Annotated in this window: 16 protein-coding genes; 8 read left to right on the top strand and 8 right to left on the bottom strand. The window is 46.7% G+C overall.

Annotated elements, in window-relative coordinates:
* Positions 1–55 precede the first annotated feature (55 nt).
* The 6 genes from cah (at position 56) to putR (ending at position 7,475) form a co-directional block, all read left to right on the top strand.
* Positions 56–1,012, top strand: coding sequence for a cephalosporin C deacetylase (gene cah / locus AC0DBE_RS11285; RefSeq protein WP_079288208.1), 957 nt, complete (start codon positions 56–58; stop codon positions 1,010–1,012).
* A gap of 83 nt (positions 1,013–1,095) precedes the next feature.
* Positions 1,096–1,878, top strand: a complete 783-nt coding sequence (locus tag AC0DBE_RS11280; protein ID WP_072182408.1) for a nucleotidyltransferase domain-containing protein — start codon at positions 1,096–1,098, stop codon at positions 1,876–1,878.
* Positions 1,879–2,065: 187 nt separating this feature from the next.
* Entirely contained in the window at positions 2,066–2,977 is a 912-nt protein-coding gene (gene putB / locus AC0DBE_RS11275) for a proline dehydrogenase PutB (RefSeq protein WP_072566805.1), read from the top strand.
* 16 nt (positions 2,978–2,993) lie between these two features.
* Positions 2,994–4,541, top strand: coding sequence for an L-glutamate gamma-semialdehyde dehydrogenase (gene pruA / locus AC0DBE_RS11270; protein ID WP_003224827.1), 1,548 nt, complete (start codon positions 2,994–2,996; stop codon positions 4,539–4,541).
* Positions 4,542–4,632: 91 nt separating this feature from the next.
* The gene (gene putP / locus AC0DBE_RS11265) at positions 4,633–6,087 is read left to right on the top strand and encodes a sodium/proline symporter PutP (RefSeq protein WP_072565710.1); all 1,455 of its coding nucleotides are present in this window, start codon (positions 4,633–4,635) and stop codon (positions 6,085–6,087) included.
* Positions 6,088–6,239: 152 nt separating this feature from the next.
* A complete protein-coding gene (putR, locus tag AC0DBE_RS11260; RefSeq protein ID WP_003224834.1) occupies positions 6,240–7,475 on the top strand; it encodes a proline utilization transcriptional regulator PutR in 1,236 nt (411 codons plus the stop codon).
* Between the two features lie 36 nt (positions 7,476–7,511).
* Here putR and AC0DBE_RS11255 read toward each other — a convergent pair whose 3' ends face one another.
* The 3 genes from AC0DBE_RS11255 to AC0DBE_RS11245 all read right to left on the bottom strand — a co-directional run bounded on the left by AC0DBE_RS11255 (position 7,512) and on the right by AC0DBE_RS11245 (position 10,212).
* Complete coding sequence (locus AC0DBE_RS11255) at positions 7,512–8,369, bottom strand: TIGR03943 family putative permease subunit (protein WP_014112592.1); 858 nt, start codon at positions 8,367–8,369, stop codon at positions 7,512–7,514.
* 4 nt (positions 8,370–8,373) lie between these two features.
* The gene (locus tag AC0DBE_RS11250; RefSeq protein WP_072566806.1) at positions 8,374–9,258 is read right to left on the bottom strand and encodes a permease; all 885 of its coding nucleotides are present in this window, start codon (positions 9,256–9,258) and stop codon (positions 8,374–8,376) included.
* A 99-nt stretch (positions 9,259–9,357) separates the two neighbouring features.
* A complete protein-coding gene (locus tag AC0DBE_RS11245; RefSeq protein ID WP_472962164.1) occupies positions 9,358–10,212 on the bottom strand; it encodes an alpha/beta fold hydrolase in 855 nt (284 codons plus the stop codon).
* Positions 10,213–10,374: 162 nt separating this feature from the next.
* Here AC0DBE_RS11245 and ffoR point away from each other — a divergent pair, with 162 nt between their 5' ends.
* A complete protein-coding gene (ffoR, locus tag AC0DBE_RS11240; protein WP_061187029.1) occupies positions 10,375–11,385 on the top strand; it encodes a ferredoxin--NADP(+) reductase in 1,011 nt (336 codons plus the stop codon).
* 27 nt (positions 11,386–11,412) lie between these two features.
* Here ffoR and cobA read toward each other — a convergent pair whose 3' ends face one another.
* From cobA to nirB, 5 genes are all read right to left on the bottom strand, one after another.
* Positions 11,413–12,864, bottom strand: a complete 1,452-nt coding sequence (gene cobA, locus AC0DBE_RS11235) for a uroporphyrinogen-III C-methyltransferase (protein WP_472962162.1) — start codon at positions 12,862–12,864, stop codon at positions 11,413–11,415.
* A gap of 59 nt (positions 12,865–12,923) precedes the next feature.
* Positions 12,924–13,244, bottom strand: coding sequence for a nitrite reductase small subunit NirD (nirD, locus tag AC0DBE_RS11230; protein ID WP_010332967.1), 321 nt, complete (start codon positions 13,242–13,244; stop codon positions 12,924–12,926).
* A gap of 31 nt (positions 13,245–13,275) precedes the next feature.
* Positions 13,276–15,693 (bottom strand): NADPH-nitrite reductase, encoded by a 2,418-nt coding sequence (gene nasD / locus AC0DBE_RS11225; RefSeq protein ID WP_472962158.1) that lies wholly within the window; start codon positions 15,691–15,693, stop codon positions 13,276–13,278.
* 120 nt (positions 15,694–15,813) lie between these two features.
* The gene (nasC, locus tag AC0DBE_RS11220; protein WP_472962156.1) at positions 15,814–17,946 is read right to left on the bottom strand and encodes an assimilatory nitrate reductase catalytic subunit NasC; all 2,133 of its coding nucleotides are present in this window, start codon (positions 17,944–17,946) and stop codon (positions 15,814–15,816) included.
* Positions 17,947–17,952: 6 nt separating this feature from the next.
* Complete coding sequence (nirB, locus tag AC0DBE_RS11215) at positions 17,953–20,268, bottom strand: nitrite reductase large subunit NirB (protein WP_472962155.1); 2,316 nt, start codon at positions 20,266–20,268, stop codon at positions 17,953–17,955.
* A gap of 165 nt (positions 20,269–20,433) precedes the next feature.
* On the opposite strand from nirB, the gene AC0DBE_RS11210 reads away from it, so the two are divergent.
* Positions 20,434–21,639 carry an MFS transporter gene (locus AC0DBE_RS11210; protein WP_461719616.1) on the top strand — a complete coding sequence of 402 codons (1,206 nt, stop codon included), beginning with the start codon at positions 20,434–20,436 and terminating at the stop codon, positions 21,637–21,639.
* Positions 21,640–21,662 lie beyond the last annotated feature (23 nt).

Genomic DNA, 21,662 nt, shown 5'->3' with positions numbered 1-21,662 from the left:
GTGGTAGTATAGGAATACAAACTAAATCTTATAAAACAAAGGGGAATAATCGGAAATGCAACTATTCGATCTGCCACTCGACCAATTGCAAACGTATAAGCCTGAAAAAACAGCACCGAACGATTTTTCTGAGTTTTGGAAATCGTCTTTGGACGAACTTGCGAAGTTCCAAGCAGCACCTGATTTACAGCCGGTTGAGTATCCTGCTGATGGAGTCAAGGTGTACCGCCTCACATATAAAAGCTTCGGAAACGCCCGCATTGCCGGATGGTACGCAGTGCCTGACAAGGAAGGCCCGCATCCGGCGATCGTCAAATATCATGGCTACAACGCTAGCTATGACGGTGAGATTCATGAAATGGTAAACTGGGCGCTCCACGGTTACGCCGCATTCGGCATGCTTGTCCGCGGCCAGCAGAGCAGCGAGGATACGACTATTTCTCCGCATGGTCATGCTTTGGGCTGGATGACGAAAGGAATCCTTGATAAAGATACATACTATTACCGGGGCGTTTATTTGGACGCTGTCCGCGCGCTTGAAGTCATAAGCAGTTTTGACGAAGTTGACGAAGCAAGAATCGGTGTGACAGGCGGAAGCCAAGGAGGCGGCTTAACCATTGCCGCAGCAGCTCTGTCAGACATTCCGAAAGCCGCGGTTGCCGATTATCCTTATTTAAGCAACTTTGAACGGGCCATTGATGTGGCGCTTGAACAGCCGTACCTTGAAATCAATTCCTTCTTTAGAAGAAATGGCAGCCCGGAAACGGAAGAGAAGGCGATGAAGACACTTTCATATTTCGATATTATGAATCTCGCTGACCGAGTGAAGGTCCCTGTTCTGATGTCGATCGGTCTGATTGACAAGGTCACGCCGCCGTCCACCGTGTTTGCCGCATACAACCACTTGGAGACAGAGAAAGAGCTCAAGGTGTACCGCTACTTCGGGCATGAGTATATCCCTGCCTTTCAAACAGAAAAACTTGCTTTCTTTAAGCAGCATCTTAAAGGCTGATAAACGTGAAAAGCCGCCGCACAACATCAGGCGGTTTTTTTCTGCAAACTGCCGGAATGAGAACAGACTGGAGACGAATAGATATGAAACAGAGGATCATTGATGAATTAAAACGAATCGAGCAGTCATACGGAGTCAAAATCGTATATGCCGTTGAGTCAGGAAGCCGCGCATGGGGATTCCCGTCGCAGGACAGTGATTACGATGTCCGCTTTATTTATGTGCCGAAAAAGGAATGGTATTTTTCAATTGAGCAGGAGCGTGATGTCATTGAGGAACCGATTCATGATTTGCTGGATATCAGCGGCTGGGAGCTGAGAAAGACGCTGCGCCTCTTCAAAAAGTCAAACCCGCCGCTCCTTGAATGGCTGTCCTCAGACATTGTGTACTACGAAGCATTTACGACTGCAGAGCAGTTAAGAAAACTGCGGACGGAGGCATTTAAGCCTGAAGCAAGCGTGTATCACTATATCAATATGGCGAGAAGGAACGTCAAAGATTACCTTCAAGGGCAAGAGGTCAAAATCAAAAAGTATTTCTACGTGCTTCGGCCTATTTTGGCTTGCAAATGGATTGAAGAGCACGGAACGATTCCGCCAATGGATTTTACTGTTTTGATGAACGAACTTGTGACTGACCCTGAGCTGAAGGCAGAAATGGAAACCTTGCTTGAACGGAAAAGAAGAGGCGAAGAGCTTGATCTCGAAGCAAGAAACAAAGTCATTCACGAATTCATTGAAACGGAAATCGAAAGAATCATGGAAGCAGCAAAAACACTGAAAGCAGAACAAAAGGATATGACACCTGAATTGAATCGTTTGCTTTTGAATACGGTTGAAGAAGTGTGGAAGGATGGAGGAAGCTGATGTTTTTTGTCGCTTCCTTTTCTCCTTTGTTCGACAGAATTCCCCGACTTTCTAACTATCTGATTGTGGCAAACCCACAAAAATAATCAGAATCTTTGTATTTTGGGAATATTGTGAACGTCGGTTTTGTCCATTTACAATAAACTCATACAAATACTTCTTAGATTGCGGGGTGTTGAGGTTGGAAGTGATCACAAGAGATTTTTTCTTATTTTTATCCAAAAGCGGCTTTCTCAATAAAATGGCAAAGAACTGGGGAAGCAGAGTAGCAGCGGGTAAAATTATTGGCGGGAATGATTTTAACAGTTCAATCCCGACCATTCGACAGCTGAACAGCCAAGGTTTGTCAGTTACTGTCGATCATTTAGGCGAGTTTGTGAACAGCGCCGAGGTCGCACGGGAGCGTACGGAAGAGTGCATTCAAACCATTGCGACCATTGCGGATCAGCAGCTGAACTCACACGTTTCTTTAAAAATGACGTCTTTAGGTCTGGATATAGATATGGATCTGGTGTATGAAAATATGACGAAAATTCTTCAGACGGCTGAGAAGCATAAAATCATGGTCACCATTGACATGGAAGATGAAGTCAGATGCCAGAAAACGCTTGATATTTTCAAAGATTTCAGAAGGAAATACGAGTATGTAAGCACAGTGCTGCAAGCCTATCTGTACCGGACGGAAAAAGATATTGACGATTTGGATTCTTTAAACCCGTTCCTTCGCCTTGTAAAAGGAGCTTATAAAGAATCAGAAAAAGTAGCTTACCCGGAGAAAAGCGATGTCGATGAAAATTACAAAAAAATCATCCGAAAGCAGCTCTTAAACGGTCACTATACAGCGATTGCCACACATGACGACAAAATGATCGACTATACAAAGCAGCTTGCCAAGGAAAATGGCATTGCCAATGACAAGTTTGAATTTCAGATGCTGTACGGCATGCGGTCGCAAACCCAGCTCAACCTCGTAAAAGAAGGTTATAACATGAGAGTCTACCTGCCATACGGCGAAGATTGGTACGGCTACTTTATGAGACGCCTTGCAGAACGTCCGTCAAACATTGCATTTGCTTTCAAAGGAATGACAAAGAAGTAAAAAAGGAGAGATTATCATGACAACACCTTACAAACACGAACCATTCACAAATTTCCAAGATCAAAACAACGTGGAAGCGTTTAAAAAAGCGCTTGCGACGGTAAGCGAATATTTAGGAAAAGACTATCCGCTAGTCATTAACGGCGAGAGAGTGGAAACAGAAGCGAAAATCGTTTCGATCAACCCGGCTGATAAAGAAGAAGTCGTCGGCCGAGTGTCAAAAGCTTCTCAAGAGCACGCTGAGCAAGCGATTGAAGCGGCTGCGAAGGCATTCGAAGAGTGGAGATACACGTCTCCGGAAGAAAGAGCGGCTGTCCTGTTCCGCGCTGCTGCCAAAGTCCGCAGAAGAAAACATGAATTCTCCGCTTTGCTTGTAAAAGAAGCAGGAAAGCCTTGGAACGAAGCAGACGCTGATACAGCTGAAGCGATTGACTTCATGGAGTATTATGCGCGCCAAATGATCGAACTGGCAAAAGGCAAACCGGTCAACAGCCGTGAAGGCGAGAAAAACCAATATGTGTACACACCAACTGGTGTAACAGTTGTTATTCCGCCTTGGAACTTCTTGTTTGCGATCATGGCAGGAACAACAGTGGCTCCGATCGTTACTGGAAACACAGTAGTTCTAAAACCTGCGAGTGCTACACCTGTCATTGCTGCAAAATTCGTTGAGGTCCTTGAAGAGTCCGGATTGCCAAAAGGCGTAGTCAACTTTGTTCCAGGCAGCGGAGCGGAAGTCGGTGACTACCTTGTTGACCATCCAAAAACAAGCCTTATCACATTTACGGGATCAAGAGAAGTGGGTACGAGAATTTTCGAACGCGCGGCGAAGGTTCAGCCAGGCCAGCAGCACTTAAAGCGTGTTATCGCTGAAATGGGCGGTAAGGATACGGTTGTTGTCGATGAGGATGCGGACATTGAATTGGCAGCTCAATCCATCTTTACATCAGCGTTCGGCTTTGCGGGACAAAAATGTTCTGCAGGTTCACGTGCAGTAGTCCATGAAAAAGTGTATGATCAGGTATTGAAGCGTGTCATTGAAATTACGGAATCTAAAGTAACAGCAAAACCTGACAGTGCGGATGTTTATATGGGACCTGTCATTGACCAAGGTTCTTATGATAAAATTATGAGCTATATCGAGATCGGAAAACAGGAAGGGCGTTTAGTAAGCGGCGGCACTGGTGACGATTCGAAAGGATACTTCATCAAACCGACGATCTTCGCTGACCTTGATCCGAAAGCAAGACTCATGCAGGAAGAAATTTTCGGACCTGTCGTTGCATTTTCTAAAGTGTCAAACTTTGATGAAGCTTTAGAAGTCGCAAACAATACTGAATACGGTTTGACAGGCGCAGTTATCACAAACAACCGCAAGCACATTGAGCGTGCGAAACAGGAATTCCATGTCGGAAATCTGTACTTCAACCGCAACTGTACAGGCGCTATCGTCGGGTACCATCCGTTTGGCGGCTTCAAAATGTCCGGAACGGATTCAAAAGCAGGCGGACCGGATTACTTGGCACTGCACATGCAGGCTAAAACAATCAGTGAAATGTTCTAAAGCGGGACTAAATGGGCATCCTCCCTGCGGGGATGTCCATTTCATCCATATACCATAAAAAAGAGGAGGAAGTGCCATAGAAAACACACAGCTGATTATTTCGATTTGTATTTATATGGCGGGGATGCTGCTGATCGGCTACTTTGCTTACAAGCGTACGTCGAATCTGACGGATTACATGCTTGGAGGACGCTCTTTGGGTCCGGCGGTAACCGCTCTCAGTGCCGGTGCTGCCGATATGAGCGGCTGGCTGCTGATGGGGCTCCCGGGTGCCATGTTTTCAACAGGTCTGAGCGGTATTTGGATTGTGTTCGGACTTTGCCTTGGAGCATGGGCGAACTGGCTCTACGTTGCGCCTCGGCTGAGAACCTACACTGAACAAGCGGGGAATTCCATCACAATTCCCGGGTTCCTTGAGAATCGCTTCGGAGACCATTCGAAGCTGCTGAGACTGTTTTCAGGGATTGTGATTTTAGTCTTCTTCACATTTTATGTTTCGTCTGGAATGGTATCCGGCGGCGTTTTATTCAACAGTATTTTGGGGATGGAATATCATACAGGCTTGTGGGTTGTGACTGGTGTTGTTGTGGTATATACCCTGTTTGGCGGCTTTTTGGCAGTCAGCTGGACAGATTTTGTTCAGGGGATCATTATGTTTGCCGCACTCATCCTTGTTCCGATCGTTACGTTTTTCCACACGGGAGGAGCAAGTGAAACAGTTACTGAAATCCGCTCTGTTGATCCAGATATGTTTAATATTTTCAAAGGAACAAGCGTCCTTGGCATTATTTCTTTGTTTGCCTGGGGTTTGGGATACTTTGGACAGCCGCATATCATTGTGCGTTTTATGGCGATAACGTCTGTCAAAGAGATCAAAAGAGCGCGCAGAATCGGAATGGGCTGGATGATTTTGTCGGCAGTTGGCGCTGTGCTGACTGGTTTGGGCGGAATCGCTTATTACCATCAGAATGGCATGACACTGAAGGACCCTGAGACGATTTTTATTCAATTAGGGAATATTTTGTTCCATCCGATTATCACAGGTTTTCTGATTTCAGCTATTTTGGCCGCGATTATGAGTACAATTTCTTCCCAGCTGCTTGTAACATCAAGCTCTCTGGTAGAAGATTTGTATAAGTCGATGTTCAGACGCTCAGCTTCTGATAAAGAGCTGGTGTTTTTGGGCCGTATGGCTGTGCTTGTGATTTCTGTCATCGCATTATTCCTTGCTTGGGAGAAAAATAATACAATCCTTGGATTGGTAAGCTACGCTTGGGCGGGCTTCGGTGCATCATTCGGGCCGGTCGTACTGCTCAGTCTGTTTTGGAAACGAATGACCAAATGGGGGGCACTCGCCGGCATGATTGTGGGAGCAGCAACTGTAATCATTTGGGCGAATGCCGGTCTTTCGGACTTTCTGTATGAAATCATACCTGGTTTTGCTGCGAGTCTATTATCTGTCTTTATCGTCAGTGTATTGACGCAGGCTCCGTCACAAGCTGTCGAAGACCAGTTTAAAGACTACCAAGACACAATGTCACAATAAAGATCGAAAGGAGGAGGAAGGGGCTGTCCCTTTTTCCTCTTTTCTCCTTTTAAACGGCCGTTTTTTTCTTTTGGAAACAAACGTATTTTTTTCTATACAAAAAGCCCCCGTATGGATATGATTAAAGTAAAAAAAGTATAGGAGAAAAAGGTATGGAAGAGCTTTTAGAGAGAGTTTTTTCATTTTCAGATGTTGATAAGCTGATTGACTTTATCAGTTATGAACTGCAAAAACCAGTCATACTGGAAAGCGCGGATTTCTTTTTGTTAGCCTATAATTCTTACTATATTAACCATTTTGATTCTGCCAACCAGCAGACTATTTTTTCGAAAAAATGTCCTGTTCAGATTTTTGAGAGGTTTTTGAAGGACGGAATCATTGAAAAACTGAAAACCGAACCTGAGCCTTTTCGCGTCAATAAAATTGAAAGCATTGGGTTAAACCAAAGGGTAGTCGTGAGTGCGAAGCACAAAGGGGAAGTCATGGGCTACATCTGGGTTCAGGAGCTGGACCAAAATCTGACGGAAGAAGAACTCGACTTTTTGTATGAGACCTCTTTCCATGTCGGGAAAATCATTTATAAAACGAACAAGCTGAAACAGGAAAAGGAAGAAAAAGCAGAAGATCTCATCAAACGGGCGATCTATCAGCAATTTACCACTGAGAAGGAACTCAGACGGGAAGCCGAAAGAATCAACACCGTGCTGCCTTCCATGTTTTCAGTTGTCATCCTGCACGCCGCGAATGGGGATGGGGAAGCGGTTGAGGATTTAAAGGAAAATATCAGGTCGTACCTGAATTTACGGGATAAAGTCAGTCATGTCTTAACGATCGAATCAAATATTGTCATCGTCGTAGCGAGTTTTTCCCAAAAAAGCTCCGTCTCCTCGGCAGCTTCAGAATTTATTAATAAGCTGTTAACACATTTTCACTTTCAGAAAATACCTACCCCTATTTATATCGGTATCGGAAACGAATATGATCACCTTTTAAAACTCGGCAAGAGCTATACAGAAGCACTTGAAGTCATCAAAGCCGCAGAAATCACCGGCAATCAGGAAAACATTCCATATGAATATGCCAAACTCGGCATTTACCGCTATTTAGAAAGCATTGAACAGAAAAATGAATTTTTAGAATATGAGAATAAGGATTTGGCTTTATTAAAAGCGAAAGACCAAGAAAGCAGCACCGAGCTGCTTAAAACCTTGGAAATCTATCTCCTCAACAACTGCAAAACAAAACCAGCAGCAGAACAGCTGTTTATTCACCAAAATACATTGAATTACCGCATCAAACAGATTACTGAAATGACGTCGATCGATTTAAGCGATTTCAGGACACGATGCCAGCTTTATCTTGATTTGATGCTGATGAAAAAGAAATAAAAAAGAAACCAGTACTTGTACTGGTTTCGTCTTCACTTAAAATCCTCTGTAAACATACGGATCATCAGGTTTTTTAATGGTGTTCCAGTCAGTCACTTTCACAACAGGGAGAGTTGATTTGAATGGCTGATAATATTCAGAGGCCAGAGTGCCTTTTATATGAATCCATTCATCATCCTTGATGTTCATGTCCTTCGGAAACTCCACAAGCATCCCGTACACACCGGAATCAGCGATACAGTGAATGATGCCAAACCTCAACACGAACAGCTGATTTTTGTTAATCGCGTTTCCTTTGTAAGCAAATCCATGAAATTCAATCGTCCGTCCGAGAAATTCACCCGGATAGTTATAAATGGTTTCCATTCCTTTTAGGAAATCATCATCGGTCAGAGAAATCTCTTTCTTGCTGGAATACTTATTAAACAGCTGTTTCATTTGTTTGTCATAGCTGTCTTGCGCATAATAAAGGCTGGCATCAGGCCGCAAATACTGTGTTTGGGAGTAATGATCTCCGCTTTCCATCGCCTTAAACGAGAACCCTTTTGTTTTGACAATGGATGAGTCAAGCGTCGCAATCGGAAAGAAGATGCCCGACACCAAAGGAAAAAGAAAAACAAGATAAATCAAATAACGCTGATAAAATGGCTTGTTTTGTTCATGATCATGCTCGTGATCATGGCCGCACCCGCAATCATGATCATGGTGATGCCCGCCTTTTTCTGGCGACTTGATAAATACATATGCTTGAACGGCTGTCAGAATGGCCAGCAGGAAGATCGCAATAAAGGAAAGATAGGAATATTTCATATTGATATATTTTGTTAGATTTCCTGAGGCATGCAGATGGAAAAAGAAAAACGTAAATCCCATCAGCACCAATAGACGAAACATCCAATCACCCCTTTACCAGTAGTGATCCCGCTAAGACAATTACGACAATGTACGTAATCAGCAGGAAAACAAATCGTTTTTTGAAGGCCGCAAGCATCATCAATAGGTTTTTAATGTCCACCATCGCACCAAAGACGAGAAAGGCGATTAACGATCCTAATGAAAATGTGCTGCTGAAGGAAGACGCGATGAACGCATCAACTTCTGAACAAAGCGACAAGACAAACGCTAGACCCATCATCACGAGGGAAGAGGATACATCATTCTGCCCAATCGCAAGCAGAGTGGATGTTTTGACGTACGTCTGCATAGCGGCTGCGATAAAGGCGCCGATGATTAAGTATTTCCCCACGGAGAAAAATTCATCAATGGCATGACGCAAGGTCCCTCCCAGCTTTTGAAGCAGGCTATGGTGATGATGATGGTGATGTCCGGGTTCATCAGGCTTTAACAGCTGGTTATCCTTAAATTGATAGGATAAGATGATCCCAATGATCACCGAAACGGCGAGCGCCAGTCCGCCCCGGTAAAAGACAACGCTCCATCTATTCCCGAACGCAATAAAAGTAGAAAATAAAACGATAGGATTAATGATAGGCGCTGTCAGCATGAAAGCAACGCCCGCATGCAAAGGAACCCCCTTTAACAGGAGACGCCTCGTAATCGGGATAATGCCGCATTCACAGGCAGGAAATAAAACCCCGGCCAGCGCACCGAATAAAACGGCGAGAAAGCGGTTCTTCGGCATGATCCTCGCAATCATTTCTTCAGAAACAAACATTTGAATGATTCCGGAAAGTATGACGCCAATCAGAATAAACGGAATGGCTTCTATTAAAATGCTGATAAAAATAGAATTCAGCTGAAGAAAAGATGATTGTGCTGTCACAATAAAACCTCCGCTCATGGTAAGCTGCCTCTCTTATGATACCAGAAAAAAAGGCACTGCTTGTTTGACGGAGGAGGGGGAAGGATCGTTTCACTTTGTTTAGGATTCCAAAAAGCCGAGTATGACTCTATCTGTTTCAGCAGCTTCTTTCCCGAGCCAAATCAGGTGCCCCCATGAGTGAAGCAAACAGAGAACAGCGTCAGGAATATGTTCTTTTGCATAATGTGCATGTGACTTGTCGATAAACCCATCATAAACACTTTGCATAATCAGTACGGGGCATGAGATGGCCTGCAGCTCTTTTGAAGAGATAGCGGCTGTTTGTGACAAGTCAAGCAGAAATCCTTCACCTGAGCGCTGCCGGCTGTTCATTTTCCGAAATGCTTCTATGTCTTTTTCATCCATCAGGGACTTGATCCGCTGAAACGAAAGTGTGCTGAATTGCGGGCTCATGGCTTGAAACATGAAACGCGGGAAGGCGTTATTCAGATGAGAAACCAGCTTCCATATCCACTTTTCCACCGGCGGGCGGAAGAGGATTCTCCCCATTTTATATTCAGTATCTTTGGGGGTGAGCCATTCCTTGGTGACCGCGGATTGCAGGGTTAGAGTGTTTACCCTTTCCGGATAATGTGAGGCAAAGCATATGCCGCTCGGCCCTCCTGCTGAGATGGCCACCACATGGACACTGTCGATTTGTAAATGATCTAATAACTTCACATAGAAACGGCAGGCGTCGGCAAGACTTTTTCCAATCTCTTTTGACGTTCGTCCATAGCCGGACCTTGAAGGCGTGATAATGGAATACCCATGCTCAATCAGCGCCGTGTACCCGAATTCCTCGTAACAATTTGAATGCCCGCCATGCATGACAAAAATGGGGGCTCCCTTGCCTGTTACAGAATATTCTAGTGTATGTCCTTCGATAGTGATCATTTCGACTCGTCTTTTCATCGGTTTCTCCCATTTGTTTTCTGCCTATTATAGAGTTTTCAACAATTTACCACAAGGAGAAGAAATGAATAAACAAAGGCTCGGGAAATATGATATACTTTGTATTGATATTCATTCTCAATTAAAGTGGTTTTGATATAGATGTGAACGGAGGCAGGACGGATGGCTGAGAATCAAGAGATATATGACGTTACGATTATAGGCGGGGGGCCGATCGGGCTGTTTACGGCTTTTTACTGCGGGATGCGGGAGCTGAAAACGAAAGTAATCGAATTTTTGCCACGGCTCGGAGGGAAGGTGTCTTTATTCTTTCCTGAGAAAATCATTCGCGATATCGGCGGAATACCGGGGATTGCGGGAAAACAGCTGATCGAGCAGCTGAAGGAGCAGGCGGCGACGTTTGATCCTGACATCGTACTGAATCAGCGAGTGACCGGATTTGAACGATTGGAAGACGGCACCATTGTGCTGACAGGTTCTGAAGGAGAAAAGCATTATACACGTACCGTGATTTTAGCTGTCGGCATGGGAACGCTTGAGGTCAATGAGTTTGACAGTGAGGATGCGACCCGGTATGCGGGCAAAAACCTTCATTATGGAGTGGAGAAGCTTGATGCGTTTAAAGGGAAGCGGGTCGTGATATCAGGCGGCGGTGATACTGCGGTCGATTGGGCCAATGAGCTGGAACCGATTGCGGCGTCTGTGACTGTCGTTCACCGGCGCGAGGAATTCGGTGGAATGGAAAGCAGCGTGACGAAGATGAAGCAATCATCGGTGCGGGTGCTCACTCCTTATCGTCTGGGGCAGCTGAGCGGCGATGAAGAGCGCATCCAGAGTGTGACTGTTTGTCATACTGCGTCTGGCCAGAGGGAAGACATAGAGGTTGACGAGCTGATCATTAATCATGGGTTCAAAATTGATCTCGGACCGATGAAGGAGTGGGGGCTTGAGATTGAAGAAGGCAGGGTGAAAGCGGACAGACATATGCGGACGAATCTTCCGGGTGTGTTTGTGGCGGGTGACGCGGCTTTTTATGAAAGTAAACTGAGATTGATTGCCGGCGGCTTTACGGAAGGGCCGACAGCGGTCAACAGCGCGAAGGCTTATTTGGACCCTAAGGCCGAAAATATGGCGATGTATTCAACCCATCACAAAAAATTGGTGCATAAATAAAACAGCCCTTAAAGAGGGCTGCCGCAATCAGCTATGAAGAAGCTTTTTTTCCGCCTGTTGATTTTGAATAAAAGCCAACAATTCATCCTGCTTTTGGACCGCTGTGAATCCATAAGCGCCGGCAACTGAGTCATCGCCTATGCAGACGATGGGAGGTCGGCTTGCTGCGGGTTCCGGCGAAATGCCAATTTGTTCGCCTGTGCTGATCAATTGCTGAACGGACGGTTTGCTCGGGCATACAATCATGTGCAGCGGAGATTCACTGATGGTTCGCTGAATCATGTGGGTGAACCGAGCATCTATGACGTTTTCATGGGTGATATAAAACGAACAGGACTCATGCTTCTGCATGTTTTCCACTGTATGCCGGCTCCCGACAACAAGACGTTTTTCTGAATCAGGCTGAATGGCGGAGACGAGAAAACCCCGTTTTTCAACCTCCGTCTTTGCTTGCTCAGATGCTGCACTCAGTCGGGCTGTCAGCTGGCGGATGTCGATTTTCTTGGAAGCCAGCGCTTGGAAAAATTCACAAACTGCATGGCGCGATGTGAAAAAAATGTCTTCAAAGGTGCCGATCTTTCGAAGAATCTCTTCATTGACAGGCATGCTCTCAGTCCGCCATTTCGGCCATTCGATGACATCAGCACCGGAGGCACGCAGCTTGTCTGCAAGCGGATCTTCATCTTCGCCATGAGTGACAACCATCAAGTGCTGGCCGATGAGTGGTTTGCTTTCAAACCAGCTGTGTGTTTGAAAATTGACGATATCTCCGATGACGATAATCGCAGGGTTTGTGATCTGGTGTTCCTGTACTTTTTGCTGAATGTTCTCTAGCGATCCTTTCACACTCCGCTGGCGGCCCCACGTACCCCATTGGACCACAATGACAGGGACAGAAGGTGATTTTCCGTATGCGATGAGCTGCTGGCAAATATAAGATAAATTCTTGACGCCCATGTAAAAGACTAGGGTTTGAACGCTTCGGGCAAGCCCTTCCCAGTCGAGATTCGGCGTGCCTTTTAATGATGTATCATGCGCAGTAATCATGGCAAAAGACGATGCGAAATCCCGATGCGTAACGGGGATGCCCGCATATAGCGGCGCTGCAATTCCGGAAGTGATCCCCGGCACCATTTCATAACGGATGCCGTGCTCATGGAGAGCATCTGCTTCCTCGCCGACTCTGCCGAATACACTTGGATCTCCGCCTTTTAAACGGACGACGGTTAACCCCTTTGATGCTTTTTCAACCAGCAGGGCGTTAATTTCTCTTTGTTTCATAAAATGGCGGTCTGGCAGTTTTCCACAATAAATAAACTGGCAGTCCGGTGATGCGAATTCGAGGAGCTTCGGGTTGGCGAGCCGGTCATATAAAATAACATCTGCTTCCTCCAGCGCCTGTTTTCCTTTGATGGTGAGCAGTCCTGGATCTCCGGGGCCCGCTCCCACGAAATATACGATTCCGTTCTTCATGATCATGTCATCCTTCCGTCACTGTAAAAAATGAAGGATCACTTAAAAGTGATCCGGTCTTTTGATCAATATACGAGATAAACATGTTCTCCCTCGATCAGCGTTTCGTATGTTTTGACGCATCCGTGATCTGGTTCTTGGACGATTCCGTCTTCTAAGGAGATTTTCCAATCGTGCATCGGGCAGAAAACATATTCTCCGCTGACGATCCCTTCTGCCAGGACGCCGCCCTTATGCGGACAGCGGTTTTCGATGGCGCGGATGCTTCCGTTTGAAAGCTTGAAAACTGCGAGCTCCTTATCTTCAATATACACTGTTTTGCCTAATTGTTCAGGCAATTCTTCAATTTTTCCGATACATACTTTTGTTACGTCTTTGTTTACCATGTCCATTCCTCCTTAATGTTTGTTTTTGTCATTACGATGTGGTTACGACATTTTCAAATAACTCTTTAGAGGTTTGTTTATTATCCAAAAAGCCCTTCCACGGATCCTTGTGGACAGAGAGTGTTTCATTCATTCGGTCGTTCAGCTCCTGCCGTTTTTCCGGATCATTTAACACGGATTGGACATGGGATAAACCGACGCGCTCAAGCCAAGCGGAAGTACGCTCCAGATAGTTCGCGGTTTCCCGGTAATATTGCAGGTAAGCGCCTGCGTATTCTAAGACTTCTTCATTTGTTTTCACCTTCATCAGCAAATCACCGGCACGTAAATGAGTTCCGCCGTTTCCGCCGACATAAAGCTCCCAGCCTCCGTCAATGCCGACAACGCCAAGGTCCTTAATGCCGGATTCCGCACAGTTCCGCGGGCAGGCAGACACGGCCATTTTCACTTTATGAGGCGTGTTCAGCCCTTCGAATTTTTTCTCAAGCGCAATGCCCAGTGCCATGGAGTCTTGGGTGCCGAAGCGGCAGAATTGCTCGCCTACGCATGTTTTTACTGTGCGCAGTGTCTTTCCGTACGCGTAGCCTGACGGCATATCAAGATCTTCCCATACCTTCGGAAGGTCTTCTTTTTTCACGCCGATGAGATCAATTCGCTGACCGCCAGTCATTTTCACGAGCGGGATCTCGTATTTGTCGACGACATCTGCGATCTTGCGCAAATCTGTGGAGTTGGTCACGCCTCCGTACATCCGAGGCACGACTGAATATGTTCCGTCTTTTTGAATATTGGCGTGCATTCGTTCGTTAACAAAGCGGGATGTCCGGTCATCCTCGTATTTGGTTGGATTGATCATGCCTAAGTAGTAGTTCAGGGCCGGTCGGCATTTGGAACAGCCTTCTGGCGTTTTCCAGCCGAGCACGTTCATGATTTCTCTTGTATGTGACAGCCCTTTGGCTTTGATTTCTTCTACGACTTCATCTCTCGACAATGTGGTACAGCCGCAAATCGCTTCTTTTTGCGCTGAAGCATCAAAGTCTGATCCGAGCGTATGCTGGAGGATTTCTTCTACGAGCGGCTTACAGCCTCCGCATGAGCGGGATGCACCGGTGCATGCTTTGATCTCGTCTGTTGACGAGCAGCCTTTTTCCTGTATGGCTTGAATAATCATACCTTTTGACACGCCGTTACAGCCGCAGATGATTTCATCGTCGCTCATCGCTGCGGTAATGCTTGTGCCTGCTTCTTGGTTGAGAGGCTGTAAGATTGATATTTTAGAGGTTTCAGTGATATCGGCTTCTTTTTGAATCATAGAAAACAGGCGATTGCCCTCGCTGCTGTCGCCGAATAAAACAGCACCGACAATTTGATTGCCTCTCAGGACGATTTTTTTATAGATGCCGTCCTGTTCATCGAAAACCTTAATTGCTTTTTTCTCATCTGATTCGTTAAAGTCACCGGCAGAGAAAACCTCGACGCCTGATACTTTTAACTGAGTGGAGAGAACGGAGCCTTCATACGGTTTTGTTTCGATGCCGCAAATATGCTTCGCCAGCACTTTTGCCTGTTCATAGAGCGGCGCCACGAGCCCGTATGCGATTCCCCGGTGCTCAGCGCATTCGCCGACCGCATAAATGTGCGGAATTTCAGTTTGCATATAATCGTTGACAATGATTCCGCGGTTGACCGGAATGCCGCTTTCTGCGCCAAGCTGTGTATTCGGGCGGATGCCGACAGCCATGACGACTAAATCAGCTTCAATACTTGTTCCGTCTTTGAAGCGGACGCCTTCGACGCGGTCATCACCGACAATTTCTTCGGTTTGCTTTTCAAGTAAAAAGGTCATTCCTTGTTTTTCTAACTCGTTTTGCAGCAGGCGTCCTGCCGTTGCATCAAGCTGGCGTTCCATCAGGAATGGGGCGAGGTGGATGACGGACACGTCCATGCCGAGATTCAACAGTCCGCGTGCGGCTTCCAAACCAAGCAGGCCTCCACCGATGACGGCTGCTTTTTTATATTGTTTTGACGCGGCGAGCATCGTGTCTGTATCTTTTATGTCCCGGAAAGCTGTGACGCCTTTTTTGTCTGCGCCCGGAATCGGAAGGATAAAAGGGACAGAGCCTGTCGCCAGGATCAATTCGTCGTAAGGCTGGATTCTGTCTGCATCGGTGATGATGGTTTTGTTTTCCGTGTCCACTTTGATAACTGTTTCATTTGTATATAATTGAATATGGTTTTCTTCGTACCAGTCCCAATCGTTTAACGTAATATCTTTAATATCTGTATCGCCTTGAAGCACTTTTGACAAAAGGATTCGATTGTAGTTGGGATGCGGTTCGGCACCGAAAATTGTGATCTGAAACTCGTCTTTTGCAACACTCAGTATCTCTTCAATGGCCCTTACCCCGGCCATTCCATTTCCAACAAGAACTAGCTGTTTTTTTCCCATCAGATGATCCGCTCCTTATCAATGTTTTTTCCAGCGTAGCACAGCAAAAAGGAATATTTAAGATACATGTTATAAAATGTAACAAAATATACGAAAAGTTCTAAAAATTTTATGAAAAATTTAAATAGGTCTGATTCGGACGGCGCATACCTTAAAACCGGGCATTTTGCAGGCTGGATCTAAGGCTTCGCTGATTAAATCATTCACATTTTGAGCATCTGCCCAGTGGATGGGAACAAAAACGGTGTCTTTTCTGATTTGTTCTGATAATTTGCTGCGGACGGTGATGCTTCCTCGCGGCGATTCTATTTTTACCAGTACACGGTCCTCGATATTGTAGGACGCTGCTGTTTGCGGATGGATTTCCATAAAAGATTCAAAGTGTCTCGCGGCAAGGGCGGCGCTTTTTCTCGTTTGGACGCCTGTTAAGTAATGAGACATGACTCGGCCTGTCGTTAAATACAGCGGATAATCGGCTGTCGGCTTCTCTTTTGGAACAGCCGGTTCGATTGGAATCACACTTAGTGCCGCTTTTTGATCCGGATGTGCAAATGAGTCCGCAAACAAGCGGCCGGTTCCTGGATGATCAGATTCGGGACACGGCCAGTGAATGCCGCCTTCACGTCTGAGCCTGTCGTATGTGATGCCTGAATAATCAGCAATCCCGCCTCGGCTTGCTTCTCTCAATTCATTAAAAATATCCTCTGCTGACGTGTAAGAAAAATAACGGCCCTTCCCGAGAGCGGATGCGATCTCACAAATGATCTGCCAATCATGCTTTGCCTCACCGGGACACGGCCTGCTTGCTTCTCTTAATGTCACGCGGCCTTCGACATTTGTCATGGTGCCCTCATCTTCTAAATAAGAGGAGGCGGGCAAAATCACATCAGCGTATTTCGCAGTCTCAGAAATAAACAAATCGATCGCGACAAAGAATGTCAGTTTCCTCAGAGCTTTTTTCACGAGATTTGCATTTGGGCTGGAGACAGCGGGATTTGAGCACATGAGGAACAGCCCTTTGATGTCACCGTCATTGATTTTTTCCATCATTTCATAAGCTGAGACACCTTTTCGCGGCAAATCATCCTGATGGATTCCCCACACTTTCGCAATATGCGACCGATGTTCTTCATTTTCAATAGAACGGTAGCCCGGGAGCTGATCGGCTTTTTGGCCGTGCTCTCTGGCGCCTTGCCCGTTGCCTTGTCCGGTGATCGCCCCATAGCCCGAATAAGGTTTGCCGATTTTTCCTGTGATGAGCACCATGTTTAAGAAGCCTTTCACAGCCGCTGTTCCATCGGTTTGCTGTTCAATCCCGCGGGCTGTAAACAGCATGCCGGATGTTTCCTTGGCAAACTTCACAGCGGCTTTTCGCGTGTGCGCCAGCGGAACACTCGTCTGTTCGGAGATATCATTCAAGCTCAACGCGTCAGTATGCTGTTTCAACTCTGCGAATCCATTTGTTCGTGATCGAATGAAATCTTCGTTTACGAGCTGTTCGTCGATCATGATTTTGACGAGAGCGTTGGCAAGGGCGGCGTCTGTGCCGGGTTTGATTTTCAGATGAAGGTCGGCGATTTTCGTTGTCGCTGTTTCTCGCGGATCAATGGCAATGATGTAAGCACCGTTTTCTTTCGCTTTTTCAAAATACGGCATAATCGTAGGCTGGCATTCCGCAATATTGGTGCCGGCCAGAATGATCACACGGGTGTGGGGAATGTCTGATAAGGGATTCGTTAAGCCTCTGTCCGCGCCGAATGTTTGGTTGGCTGCGGTTGCTGCGGCGGACATACAAAGTCTCCCGTTGTAGTCGATGTATTTTGTCTGTAAGCCCACCCGCGCGAATTTCCCTAACAAATACGCCTCTTCATTCGTAATCGAGGCGCTCCCGTATACAGCCATGGCGTCATGGCCGTGTTCTTGTTGAATCATAGTCACTTGGTCTTTGATATGCTTCAGTGCTTCTTCCCAGGAAACAGGCATAAATTCACCGTTTTTCTTCAGCAGCGGCCGGGTGATGCGGGAGGAGTTCAGGGCATGCTGGTGGGCGTTCATACCCTTCATGCATAATCGGCCCTGTGTCGTAGGATTATCAATCCCGATCGCTGTGTACTTTTTCCGTGTGACGATGGTTTGTTCCACGAGCTGCATTTTGCACTGCATGCTGCAAAACGGGCATTGGGTGTCATACGTTTTTTCTGATTGGATGTCTTGCTGTTTATCACGGAAATATCTAAGCAGTCGTTCAGTCAAAATGCCTCATCCTTTCTTATGTGCGCCAGCCTGTACAGGCGGGTTTTGAATCAGTGACAGGTCTGTTTGGAGGCTTTCCAGCAGCTGTGTCTTAAGCTCCTCTTCAAATAGCACTTCTCTGATATGCACGATCCCGAGACGGTCCATCCACTGATGAACGGCTTCTAAGTAATGAGCCGTTTCACGGTAATACTGGATCAGTCCTTTGATCATGCTGGCAGTGCTGTCTGCGTTGTCAGTAACGCAAAACAGAGCTCCGGAACGGGCATGAGTTCCCCGGACGCCGCCGATGTAAATGTCCCAGCCAGCTTGCGTTCGAATCGCGCCGACATCTTGTATGGCGGCATCGGTGCAGTCTGTTTCACATGATAAGCTGATAGAAATATAAGCGGGCATGGAAAGCATCTCAAGATGTCTCTCGATCTGGGCTGCCAGCTGTTGAATCGATCGGTTTTGTCCGCATGTACATGCTTTGACACTTTGCAGCGTGCGGTGGTGTTCGTTTGAGCGTACGGGCATTTTCAGGTCTTTTTTGATGTTTGGGAGATCCGCGGGTTTGATCCCGGAAAGCTTCAGTCTTTGTCCGTGAGTGATGGATACGTCGGAGATGCTGTACGCCTCGATGATATTGGCGATGTTTCTTAACTGCTCCGCGTTCGTTTGCCCGCCGTACATTTGTGGAATCAGGATGTATGTATCTTCGGCAGCTGATTCAGGCTGAACAAAACCGGGATGAAGCATTTCCAGGTAGTATTGAATCGCCGGAACACATTTGCGGCATCCATTATTCGTTTTCCAGCCAAGCTGGCTCATCGCTTCTCCCGGATTAGTGAATGGCCTGCGCTGAAGCTCGGCAATGATGTCGTCTTCTGTAAAATCAGTACAGCCGCAAAACGAAGGAGTGACGGCGGGCTCTGTATATTCGCTGCTGGTCATGTGCCTCAAAAGGTCTTCAACGAGCGGCTTGCATCCTCCGCAGGAACCGGATGCTTTGGTGCAGTGCTTGACTTCCTCAACAGTTGTTAGGCCTTTCGTGTGCACCGCTTCTTCAATCGCGCCTTTCGTCACTGAGTTGCATTGGCAAATCGTTTCACTGGAAGACATGGAATCAAATAAAGTGCCGGTATTCTCGGGTTCGATGATCTGCTTTTTGACAATGGAGATGTCTCTTTGTTTGAGCAGGCTGTCGAGAAACCGCTGCTTGTCACGTGTATCTCCGAATAAAATAACGCCGGCCAGTTTGTCATCCTCAAAGAGTGCTTTTTTATAAATGCCTGTTTGTTCATCGTAGATTTTAATACTCGTCGTGCGTTCATCCTCGTGAACCTTTCCAGCTGACCACACATCAAGTCCAGCTATTTTTAAAGCTGCAGATGGTGCTGACCCTTGATACCCCTCACATGGAGCACCGCAAATATGTTTGGCGAGAGCTTTTCCCTGTTCATAAAGCGGGGCTGCCAAACCATACAACGTTCCGTTATGCTCGGCGCATTCGCCGACGGCATACACATTCGGTTCACTCGTCTGCATGTAGTCATTCACGATGATCCCGCGGTTCACTGCGATTCCGGCTGACACAGCTAATTGAATATTCGGCCTCACGCCAGCCGCCATCACAATCAAGTCAGCTTTCAATAAAGAGCCGTCTTTAAAACAGATTCCGTCTGCCCGCGAGGTGCCAGAAATGGATACGGTGTCTTTTTCCAAAAGAAAGGTTAAGCCTTTCCGTTCCAGCTCTGTCTGCAGCAGCCTCGACGCCGTTTGATCCAGCTGTTTTTGCATAATGCCGGCAGAGTGATGAATGACGCTGACATCCATGCCGAGATGCTGTAAACCGACTGCTGCTTCCAGTCCTAATAAGCCGGCTCCGATCACCGCTGCCTTTTGATAGTGTTTGGCCATGCTCATCAACGCTTGGCAGTCTTCTATTGTTCGAAATCCGTAGACGCCTTCTTTGTCCGCCCCGGGGATGGGGAGAATATGAGGGGAGGAGCCTGTTGCCACTATTAATTTGTCATAAGAATGGGTGCGTTTCCGGTCCGTGATAACCCGCTGCTGAACTGTATCAATGTGAACAACCGTTTCGCCTGTGTAAAGCGTAATCCCGTGCTTGTCGTACCAATCCTTGCTGTTCAGTGTAATGTCATTGAGTGACGCCTCACCCTGCAATACAGAGGATAAGAGAATGCGATTATAGTTGGGATGCGGTTCGCTTCCGAAAATGACAATTTCGAACATTTGGCGATTCAGCTTTAAAACTTCTTCAATACAGTGGATTCCGGCCATGCCGTTCCCTGCTAACACCAATCTTTGTTTCTTCATGTGCCAGACCTCCTTTGATTCTCCTATTAAAAATTATGTCACAATGCATTGTTAACGCATTAAACGTGTCACAAAAACTTACACATGTCTTTTCCAGAAAAAAATGGTCATATATTCTATATTCAGAAAATTTAAAATAATTAAGGGTCAAGAAAGGGGAATCTTATGAAGCTGTCGGAACTGAAAACTAGCGGTCATCCACTCACTTTGCTCTGTTCCTTTTTATACTTTGATGTGAGTTTTATGATATGGGTTATGCTTGGGGCGCTGGGTGTTTATATTTCTCAGGATTTTGGCCTGTCCCCATTTGAGAAAGGGCTTATCGTGGCTGTGCCGATTTTATCAGGATCTGTGTTTCGTATCATTTTAGGTGTTTTAACGGACAGAATCGGACCGAAAAAAACGGCAATGATCGGGATGCTGGTGACAATGATTCCGCTGCTGTGGGGGACATTTGGCGGCCGCTCGCTGCCTGAGCTGTATGCCATCGGGATTCTGCTTGGCGTGGCGGGGGCAAGCTTTGCCGTTGCGCTGCCTATGGCAAGCCGATGGTATCCGCCTCATTTGCAGGGGCTTGCGATGGGGATCGCCGGCGCGGGGAACAGCGGCACTTTGTTTGCAACCCTGTTTGGCCCGCGTCTTGCAGAGCAATTCGGCTGGCACATTGTTATGGGAATTGCGCTTATTCCTTTGCTGATCGTCTTTATTCTTTTTGTGTCCATGGCAAAGGATTCTCCTGCACAGCCGGCGCCGCAGCCGCTCAAAAGCTATCTGCATGTGTTCGGGCAAAAGGAAACATGGTTTTTCTGCCTGCTGTACAGTGTCACATTCGGGGGATTTGTCGGGCTATCAAGCTTTTTATCTATTTTCTTTGTCGATCAATACCAGCTGTCAAAAATTCACGCGGGCGATTTCGTTACATTATGTGTGGCGGCGGGAAGCTTTTTCCGGCCTATCGGGGGCTGGATTTCCGATCGTGTCGGCGGCACAAAAGTGCTTTCTGTATTGTTTGTCATCGTGGCCCTGTGTATGGCTGGGGTCAGCAGCCTGCCGTCTCTCTCAATGGTCATCGTTCTTTTGTTTGTCGGAATGATGGGGCTCGGAATGGGCAACGGAGCCGTATTCCAGCTCGTACCGCAGCGCTTCCGCAAAGAAATCGGCATGGTGACAGGAATTGTCGGTGCGGCCGGCGGCATAGGAGGGTTTTTCCTGCCGAACATCTTAGGATCGTTAAAACAGATGACAGGCACATATGCTATCGGTTTTATCACGTTTTCCTGTATCGCGCTGCTGGCGTTTGCACTCGTGCTTGCCGCAGGCTATTACTGGAGAAAAAGCTGGAGCGCGGATAGCAGCCCCGCTGATATTTAGGTTTTGACGGACACGCATTTGTG

This window comes from Bacillus sp. VA15 (assembly GCF_055721145.1).
This window is presented reverse-complemented; position numbering and strand designations above follow the sequence as displayed.